General features: G+C 25.1%; 10 protein-coding genes and 3 tRNA genes. 11 read left to right on the plus strand and 2 right to left on the minus strand.

Annotated features, from left to right (window positions below; translation table 4 throughout):
- The first annotated feature begins 180 nt into the window (after nt 1–180).
- The 7 genes from ACXX85_RS03760 (at nt 181) to ACXX85_RS03790 (ending at nt 4,342) form a co-directional block, all read left to right on the plus strand.
- Nucleotides 181–1,143, plus strand: coding sequence for a DNA cytosine methyltransferase (locus tag ACXX85_RS03760; protein ID WP_458560669.1), 963 nt, complete (start codon nt 181–183; stop codon nt 1,141–1,143).
- 173 nt (nt 1,144–1,316) lie between these two features.
- Nucleotides 1,317–1,955: a DNA-methyltransferase gene (locus ACXX85_RS03765; RefSeq protein WP_436358447.1), complete on the plus strand. Its 639-nt coding sequence runs from the start codon at nt 1,317–1,319 to the stop codon at nt 1,953–1,955.
- 6 nt (nt 1,956–1,961) lie between these two features.
- Nucleotides 1,962–2,035: transfer RNA gene (locus tag ACXX85_RS03770), tRNA-Trp, on the plus strand.
- 26 nt (nt 2,036–2,061) lie between these two features.
- Nucleotides 2,062–3,465 carry a hypothetical protein gene (locus ACXX85_RS03775; protein ID WP_458559475.1) on the plus strand — a complete coding sequence of 468 codons (1,404 nt, stop codon included), beginning with the start codon at nt 2,062–2,064 and terminating at the stop codon, nt 3,463–3,465.
- Nucleotides 3,449–3,946, plus strand: a complete 498-nt coding sequence (locus ACXX85_RS03780) for a redoxin domain-containing protein (protein WP_458557732.1) — start codon at nt 3,449–3,451, stop codon at nt 3,944–3,946. The genes ACXX85_RS03775 and ACXX85_RS03780 overlap by 17 nt, the downstream gene beginning before the upstream one ends.
- 231 nt (nt 3,947–4,177) lie before the next feature.
- A tRNA-Leu gene (locus tag ACXX85_RS03785) sits at nt 4,178–4,264 on the plus strand.
- Between the two features lie 2 nt (nt 4,265–4,266).
- A tRNA-Lys gene (locus ACXX85_RS03790) sits at nt 4,267–4,342 on the plus strand.
- Nucleotides 4,343–4,462: 120 nt separating this feature from the next.
- On the opposite strand, the gene ACXX85_RS03795 is transcribed toward ACXX85_RS03790, so the two are convergent.
- Together ACXX85_RS03795 and ACXX85_RS03800 are read right to left on the minus strand one after the other, a co-directional pair.
- The gene (locus ACXX85_RS03795; RefSeq protein WP_458560670.1) at nt 4,463–4,753 is read right to left on the minus strand and encodes a YneF family protein; all 291 of its coding nucleotides are present in this window, start codon (nt 4,751–4,753) and stop codon (nt 4,463–4,465) included.
- Between the two features lie 103 nt (nt 4,754–4,856).
- Complete coding sequence (locus ACXX85_RS03800; RefSeq protein WP_458557522.1) at nt 4,857–5,189, minus strand: hypothetical protein; 333 nt, start codon at nt 5,187–5,189, stop codon at nt 4,857–4,859.
- A gap of 66 nt (nt 5,190–5,255) precedes the next feature.
- Here ACXX85_RS03800 and efp point away from each other — a divergent pair, with 66 nt between their 5' ends.
- The 4 genes from efp (at nt 5,256) to ACXX85_RS03820 (ending at nt 8,908) form a co-directional block, all read left to right on the plus strand.
- The gene (gene efp / locus ACXX85_RS03805) at nt 5,256–5,819 is read left to right on the plus strand and encodes an elongation factor P (protein ID WP_436358442.1); all 564 of its coding nucleotides are present in this window, start codon (nt 5,256–5,258) and stop codon (nt 5,817–5,819) included.
- Between the two features lie 2 nt (nt 5,820–5,821).
- Nucleotides 5,822–6,136: an MMB_0454 family protein gene (locus ACXX85_RS03810; RefSeq protein ID WP_436358441.1), complete on the plus strand. Its 315-nt coding sequence runs from the start codon at nt 5,822–5,824 to the stop codon at nt 6,134–6,136.
- Nucleotides 6,137–6,151: 15 nt separating this feature from the next.
- The gene (locus ACXX85_RS03815; RefSeq protein ID WP_458560671.1) at nt 6,152–8,008 is read left to right on the plus strand and encodes a transketolase; all 1,857 of its coding nucleotides are present in this window, start codon (nt 6,152–6,154) and stop codon (nt 8,006–8,008) included.
- Nucleotides 8,009–8,317: 309 nt separating this feature from the next.
- On the plus strand, nt 8,318–8,908 hold the full coding sequence (locus ACXX85_RS03820) for a hypothetical protein (RefSeq protein WP_458559473.1): 591 nt from the start codon (nt 8,318–8,320) through the stop codon (nt 8,906–8,908).
- The last annotated feature ends 127 nt before the right edge of the window (nt 8,909–9,035 follow it).

Consider the following 9,035-nt stretch of genomic DNA (forward strand, 5'->3'; position numbering starts at 1 on the left):
AGGTATTTAATTTAATTTGAGAAGTAATTTGCTATTCAGTTTTGAAAGAACTATTAGCTCCTGAAAGGAGTTTTTTTATTATTTAAATACTTAAATAATAAACTTTTTAATGAAAGAATTTTTATTCAAAAAAGCAAAAAAATGTTTATAATTTAATGGTAGCAACGTAGAAGGAGAGGGATGGAATTTAAAATTTTAGATTTATTTTCAGGTGCTGGTGGTTTTTCATCAGGTTTTGAACAACATAAAGATTTTAAAACTAGTATTGCTGTAGATTTTGATCAAAATGCCTTAAAAACCTTTAAATTTAACTTTCCTAACACTAAAATAATTTGTGGTGATTTAACTTCAAAAGAAGTAAAGTCGCAAATTATTGAAACTGCTAAACAAGAAAAAATAAATATGATAATAGGTGGACCACCTTGTCAAGGTTTTAGTTTAAAAGGAAAACTTAAAGGTTTAGATGATCCAAGGAATTTTTTATTCTTAGAATATTATAATTTAGTCAAAGAATTAAAACCAGAAGTTTTTGTTATTGAAAATGTTAAAAACCTTTTAAATACACTAGATGGTTATTTCATTAAGCAAATATATGAAAAATTTACTAATCTTGGTTATCAAATTAATTATGGAATTTTAAATGCTAAAGACTTTGGAGTACCGCAAAAAAGAGAAAGAGCAATTATTATTGGTTCTTTATCTAAAAACATTGAATTACCTATCAAAAATACAGAAAAAATAGTTACTGTTAAAGATGCTATTTCTGATTTAAATTATTTAGAATCTTCAGAAGGTTCTTTTGAGTCAGATTATAAATTTGAAGCACAAAGTGAGTATCAAAAAACAATGAAAAGCAATAAATTATTTAATCATCAAGCAACAAATCATTCACAAATTGCTTTAGAAAAGTTAAAAATGATACCTTCAGAAGGTGATAAAAATCACCTTCCAAAAGAACTTTGAGGTAAGCAAAAATTTAATACAACTTGATCAAGATTAAAATGAAATGAAGTAAGTCCTACAATTGATACTAGATTTGATACACCTTCTAATGGAAAAAATTCTCATCCTATTTTGAATCGTTCTATTACACCAAGAGAAGCAGCAAGACTACAAAGTTTTACGATAGTTTTGTTTTTTTAGGACCAAAAACTAGTATTTGCAGACAAATAGGAAATGCTGTTCCACCACTTTTAGCCAAAGCTATAGCAACACAAATTGCAAAGTCATATAATAAAAAAGAAAAAGAAAGTAATTATAAATTATATAATGGTGATGCTTATAAAATAGTTGATGATCTTATTGAAAATAAAATTATGGTAGATCATATTATTTGTGATCCACCTTATAATATTTCAAAAGAAAATAATTTTTCAACTCTAAACTCACCGAGAAAAGGAATTTTGTTTGGACAATGAGATCAAAATTTTGATTTATTTAGTTGAATTTCAAAGTATGTGCAACTTTTAGACGATAACGGTTCAATAGTTATTTTTTGTTCTTATAAATATATGAGTTTTATAATAAAAGAACTAGAAAATAATAAAATAGAAGTTAAAGATGTTTTAGTTTGACAAAAAAGCAATCCAATGCCAAGAAATATAAATAGAAGATATGTTCAAGATATGGAATTTGCAATTTGAGGTGTTAAACAAAAAGCAAAATGAATATTTAATAAACCAAAAGAAAAACCATATTTAAGATCGCTTTTTGAGTTCCCTATTGTATCAGGGAAAGAGAAAGTTGATCATCCTACTCAAAAAAGTTTAAAATTAATGGAAGAAATTATCAAAATTCATACAAATGAAGGGGATTTAATTTTAGATCCTTTTATGGGTAGCGGAACTACAGGGGTTGCTGCATTAAAATTAAAAAGAAATTTTATTGGAATAGAAAAAGATGAAAAATACTTTAAAATAGCAAAAGAAAGAATTGAAAAAATAAACATAAAATAATTTTATGGAGGTTTAGTATAATGGTAGTACAATGGATTCCAAACCCATTGGTAAGGGTTCGATTCCTTTAACCTCCGCCATATGTAAAAACACCAAATGGAGTAAAATGGAAAAAGAAAAAAACATATTTAATTATTTAATAAAAAATACGTCCAAATTTAATTTATCAAGTACAAATTTCTTTGAATTTTTAGATTTAAATGGAGCTAAAAAACTGATTTATGCTTTTGAAAAATTAATTTTTCAAGAAAATAAAAAACAAAAAATTTTTATTGCAAATCAAAATAGCGAAAAAGCAGATAAAATTAGTGAAATTTTTATTTCTTTATTTGAATTTAAAGATACTAATCAAATTACAACATTAAGAAAAAAAGATTCTATTTTTTTTCCTTTGTTTGCTTTTGCTTCTAGAAAAGTAGGTTTTGATTATTCTATTTATATTAGTGAAAATCCTTTAAGCAAAGAAATAAGTATTAGCTTTTATAAAGGAAATATGCAGTTTTTGAGCAAAGAGGAAATTGAAAAAATGAAATTTTATTTTGAATATGAAACAAATTTAGAATTTGAGAACATTCAAAAAAATAATAGTTTTTCAATTTTGAAAATTGACAATATTGTTGAAAATTTTGCAACCACTTTAATTAATGATTTTATGCTACGAAAAAATGATTCTAAAATTCTTAATATAGGTTTTTTAAATAAAAATAATGACATTAAATTATTACAACAAAAGATAGTTGGAAAAATGGATTTAAAATTTAATTATTCTCCTTTTAGCATAATTAAAAGTAAAATGATTAATAAACTTTACTTTAATTTATTTAAAAAATCTGATGTTTTAATAGATTATGAAAATGACTTTAATAACATTATTTTTTATGTTAAAAATAAAAATAAATATATAAAAATAAGTGATATTGAACTATTTATTACTATATGTCATTTTTTAAATACTGAATTAAATACTACCAAAATTTTAATGAATAATGAATTATTTAAAATAATAGATTTAGAAGTAATTAAACAGAGACTTTTAAATAAAGAGGGTAGTAACTTAATTAATGTCAATTTGGATTCTAAAATGAATATTACTATAGAACAAAAAACTTCTTTAGTTTTTGACAATCCTTTTAAAAACCTTATTTTGTTTTTAAATTTTCTAAATTATTGCAAAACACAAAATTTAAATTTTGAAAAAATACGTGACTTTTTAAAGAAAATTTATAAATACAACGAATTAGAATTTAATTCCTTAACAAGTAAAATTAATCTAGAAAAAACAAAAAATATTTTCTTTGAAAAAGGATATAAACTGATTTTTGAACATCAAAATGATTCTATGCAAACATTTTATTGTTATTTTGAAAACAAAATGAGTGAAAAAATTTGATTTTTTTATAATTTTTCTTTTTGTAATGCAAAAATTATGTATGAATCCAAAAAAAATGTAAAATATAATTATTTTATGCACAAATTAATAAAAAGGATTAAAAATGACAACAAAATTTAAACAAAAAGAATATAGATTATTAAATAATGGAAAATCCCTTGAAAAAGGAGATGTAATTTCTTTTAAAGCAACTAACACAATGTTTGAAGATGTAGAAATCAAAAATTTTGATAAATTAACAATTATCTCTATTTTTCCTTCTTTAAACACTAGAGTTTGTGATGAACAAACAAAAGAAATTTCTAAATTAGCATCAGAATTTAAAGAAGTAAGATTTATCTCTATTTCACTTGATTTACCAAGTGCTATTGCTGAGTGAAAATCAGTAAATTTATTACCTAATATTGAAATCTATTCAGACTACAAACATAGAGAATTTGGACTAAAATACGGATTTTTAATTGATCAAGTATTTTTACTAAATCGTGGTTATATAGTGTTAAACAATCAAAATAAAGTTATAGATTTTTCATACAACACAGATGTACATGAACAAATAAATTTTGAAAAAATTAGAGAAATTATCAACGAAAATATTTAAATTCAAAATATTAACTTTAAACTGCACCAAGCGGTTTTTATTTTCTGCTATCATTGTAAAAATTTCACTTTTTTCTTAAAATATTTAAAATTTTTATTATAATTTATATACTTTTATGATAATTACTAAATAATAAATAATATCAAATAAAAAATTTTAAAAAAATCTCAAAAAAATTTGGTTTTTTTAAAAAAAATAGTATAATTATAAAAGTATGTTAATACGAGACAAGCTCGAGTGGCGGAATAGGTAGACGCAAGGGACTTAAAATCCCTCGGTGGCAACACCGTGCTGGTTCAAGTCCAGTTTCGAGCACCAGTGCGCCCTTAGCTCAGCAGGTAGAGCAAATGGCTTTTAACCATTGGGTCAGAGGTTCGAATCCTCTAGGGCGTACCATTTCAATATATTGTCCAAAGAAAATACCTTTATAGGTATTTTTTTATTTTTTAATTTATTAAAATAAAGGAAAAATAGATGTTTTCAAAAAAAGCGAAAGAAAAAACTTAGTTTCCTAAGTTAGTTATTTTTAGCATTTTTCATTGAACGCATAACAGCTTTAATTTGTGTTTCAGAAGCTTTTCTTCCCATTTGTAGGAACATAGCTCTAATCATTTTTTCAGTAATTGGAGGATTTTCTTTTATTTGTTTTTCAAACATTTTCTTAGATACTAAAACTCCGATGATACCACCAACAATAAATAAAATTACTGCAACAGCAATAACAATACCTATTCAACCACCAAGACCTACTCCCCCAGCTGTTTCCACAACTTTTACATTAGTTGCTTCATTAAAAATTTTTAACATAAATTTCCTCCTATGATTTTTCTCCTTATATTATACCAATCAATTAATAATTTTAGGTGAAAACTATTAATTTTATTAATTATTATTATATTATTTTTTTGTTTTATAAAACAATAGTTCCTCCAATAATTCAGGAAATTCCTATAATACAAAAAACAAGACCAAAAAATAAAGGACTAACTAATTTTATTTTTTCTCAAACTGGTAAATACATTCCAGTGCTTTCATAGTCAATGTTTTTTACACTCTTTTGGTTGTTTTTTTCTTTATATTTAATTAATTGCTTTTCTTTGTACTCTTGTGCTTTTCTTTTTGTTCTTGGATAATAGAAAAATAAAATAATTCCAAGAACAATGAAAAGAGATCCAAATAAAATGGTTGCTCATAAAGGTAAACCATCTAATTTTTTATTTTCTAGTGATCCTATTTGATTCATAATATTAAATTATAAAACTTTTTAAAAATATATTATAATTAAAATAATATTTAATTAGGAGGAATAATGTTTAATGTTAATGATTTTAAACCAGGGATAACTTATCAAGAAGATGGTGAACTTTTTATTGTTTTAGAGTCCCAACACTCAAAACAAGGTAGAGGTCAAGCAACAGTTAAAGCAAAAGTAAAAAACTTAAGAACAGGAGCTACAACAATTAAATCCTACACAGGTGGAGATAAAGTTGAAAAAGCTCATATAGAAAAAACAGGTATGAATTATCTATATAACGACGGAAACGAAATTATTTTAATGGATGAAGAAACCTATGAACAAATTGGAATTGATGTTTCTAAACTTCAATGAGAATTAAACTTTTTAAAAGACGGATTAAAAGTTATTGTTAGAAAATTCGAACAAGAAATTTTAGATATTGAATTACCTATCAATATTGAATTAAAAGTAATTGAAGCTCCAGAAGCTGTTAAAGGAAATACTACAACAAACCCACAAAAAAAAGTTATTGTGGAAACAGGTTTTGAAGTTGAAACACCTATGTTTATTAAAGAAGGTGAAATTATTATTGTTTCAAGTGAAACAGGAAAATACGTTGGAAGAGCTGGTAAATAAATATGAATTATGTTATTGTTAATTACGGTCTTAATCAAATTTATACTGTTTATGAACAATCATTTTTACAAACAGTAAAATCTGTATTTTCTAAAACTGATTTTGTAAAACTAGATGGTGATGTTAAGATAAAATTTAACAATTCCAATACCAATATTAGTATAGAAGCTCAATTTTACATTTATGAAAACAAACATGAATTTAGCGATATTATCAATAACTTAATTAACTCTTTAAGAGAATCAATTAAGTTACTTATAGGGATAGATGCTGAAAATATTTCATTGTTTTATAAAGGAAAAATAAATAAAAAATAAAATTAAAGGATAAAAATGAACTACAATAAAAATTTAGATCAACTTTCCATTAATACTTTAAAAATTAATGGAACAGCAGCAATAAATAAAGCAAATTCAGGTCACCCAGGGATTGTTTTAGGTGCTGCAACAATTATGCACACTTTATTTTCAAGACATTTAGTTTTTAACCCAATGTCTCCAGAATGAATTAATAGAGATAGATTTATCTTATCAGCAGGACACGGTTCAGCATTATTATATGCTCAATTAAGAGTTTTAGGATTAATTAAAAAAGAAGATTTAATGAACTTTAGACAAATGGATTCTTTAACACCAGGTCACCCAGAATTTGGACATACAATAGGAGTTGAAGCAACAACTGGACCACTTGGTCAAGGAATTGGAATGGGAGTAGGACTTGCACTTGCAGAAAGTCATTTAAATTCTAAATTTTCTGAAATTAACCACTATACATATGTTTTATGTGGTGATGGAGACCTTCAAGAAGGAGTTGCTAATGAAGCTTTATCTCTTGCAGGAAAATGAGAATTAAACAAATTAATTATTTTACACGATTCAAATGATGTGCAACTTGATACAAAAGTTGAAGCAGTAAATGCAGATGATTTAAGACTAAAAATGGAATCACTTGGATTTTTCTACCAACAAGTAAAAAATGATGTAGAAAAAATTTCTAAAGCAATTGAAAAAGCAAAATCATCTAAAAAACCTTCATTTATAGAAGTAAAAACAATCATTGGTGAAGGTGCAACAAAACAAGGAACAAGCGATGTGCACGGTGCTCCACTTGGTAAAGACTTTGAAAACCTAAAAAGCAAATTAAATTGAACAATGGATGATTTTGAATTACCACAAGAAGTTGAACAATATTACAGAGAAACTCTGTTTAAACGTGGAGAAGATGCACAAAATTCTTTTGTAGAATCAGAAGAATTAAAAAATTATTTAGAAAATGCTAATAAAGAAATTTCTATTAATTTAACATTAAAAGAAAATGATGCTACTAGAAATTCTTCAGGTGCTGTTATTAAATATTTAAACGAAAATACACAACACTGAATTGGTGGATCAGCAGACTTAGTTGCTTCTACAAAAGTTGGTGGAGCTGATGGGGTATTTTCAGTTGAAAACAGACAAGGAAGAAACCTATTATTTGGAGTTAGAGAATTTGCAATGGGAGCAATTGCAAACGGACTCGCACTTCACTCAGTTCTAAAACCTTTCGTTTCAACATTCTTTGTATTTTCAGATTATGTAAAACCAGCAATGAGACTTTCAGCATTAATGAAATTGCCTGTAACTTATGTATTTACACACGATTCAGTGTTTGTTGGGGAAGATGGACCAACTCACCAACCAATTGAACAATTAGCTATGCTTAGATCATTGCCTGGAATTAAAGTTTTAAGACCTGCTGATGAAAAAGAAGTAATTGCTTCATATGAATTAGCAATTAATTCAGTAAATAAACCACACGTTATAGTTCTAACAAGACAAAACATTACTTCACTTGCTTCAACAAATAAAGACTTATTTAAACAAGGAAGTTACTTTGTGAATAAAACAAATTCTAAATACGCTTTAGTTGCAACAGGAAGTGAACTAGCAACAGCACTAAAAATTGGTAAAGAATTTGATTTAAACGTTATTTCAGCATCTAACTGAGATAATAAAGTGCTTTGAAACCCTATGAACACTATTTCTATTGAAGCGGCTTCTACTTTTGGATGAGCTAAATTAGCAAGACACAATATTGGACATGATGATTTTGGTTATTCAGCTCCAGGTGATCTAGTTTATAAAAAAATAAAACTTGATTATGAATCAGTAAAACAATACGTTTTAAAACACTTTAAATTAAATAAATAAAGAAGGTGTATTACAAAAACAACAAATTTACAACCAAATACACCATCAACTGATTCCAAGTATTTTACTAAATCAAAAATTTTTAAAATTACAATTTCCGATATAGTTTTAAGTGGAATTTTAATTGCTATTTATTTAATAATTACTTCTATTTTAAGATTAACGATTTTTACAAGTAAATTAAACATTAGTTTTGAAATACCTTTTAGTATTATTTTAGGTTTAGTTTTTGGACCTTTTAAAGGTGCTTTTCTTGCAATAATTGCAGATACTTTTACTTTGCTAATAGTTGGAAGTATAGCAACTTGAATGATTGAATATGCAATTGTACCACCACTTATCGCTATAGTTTCTTGATCTTTGTTATATATTTACCAATTAAAAAATAAATGAAGTTTTATAGTTATAATCACTTCATTTGCTTTGGTAATAGTTACAATGCTTTTAATTTACTTTTTAGAAGTTTTAAATACTACCAAAAATGTTAGAATTGAAAATATTAATAAAGACTGAAGAAGTTTTTTTACAAAAGAAATAGTATTAACTTTTATTTCTATTTTTTCAATAGTAAGTATTGCAGTTTTTAGTTTCTTTATTTTTAAATATTTTAAGACTAAAAAAGAAATTTATTACCTTTTAACCTTTATTTTCGCAACTATTTGCATTATAATAATCATTTTCCGTTGACTTTGAGGACCGATTGCTTTTATTAATTATTACAATCGTTTTATCGCTGTTAAAACAAATAAAGGAAGAGAAATTAGTGGATATTTCTACTTCTATCTTACTCCAATAATTTTAAAAGGTTTAATTACAATTCCAATTTATACAACAATATTAACATTATTAGTTCCTATCTTATTAAAACTTAAAAAGAAATACGATCAACCAAAATATTAATAATAAAACTCATTCGTTTGAATGAGTTTTTTAGTATTTTAATATTATGGTTGATTTCTATAATCTAAAAACTTCCTGTGTTTCCCAGTTAACAAAGAAAAAAATAATAAAATTTAGATTGTATATA

The sequence above is a fragment of the Mycoplasma sp. Z386 genome (assembly GCF_054343375.1).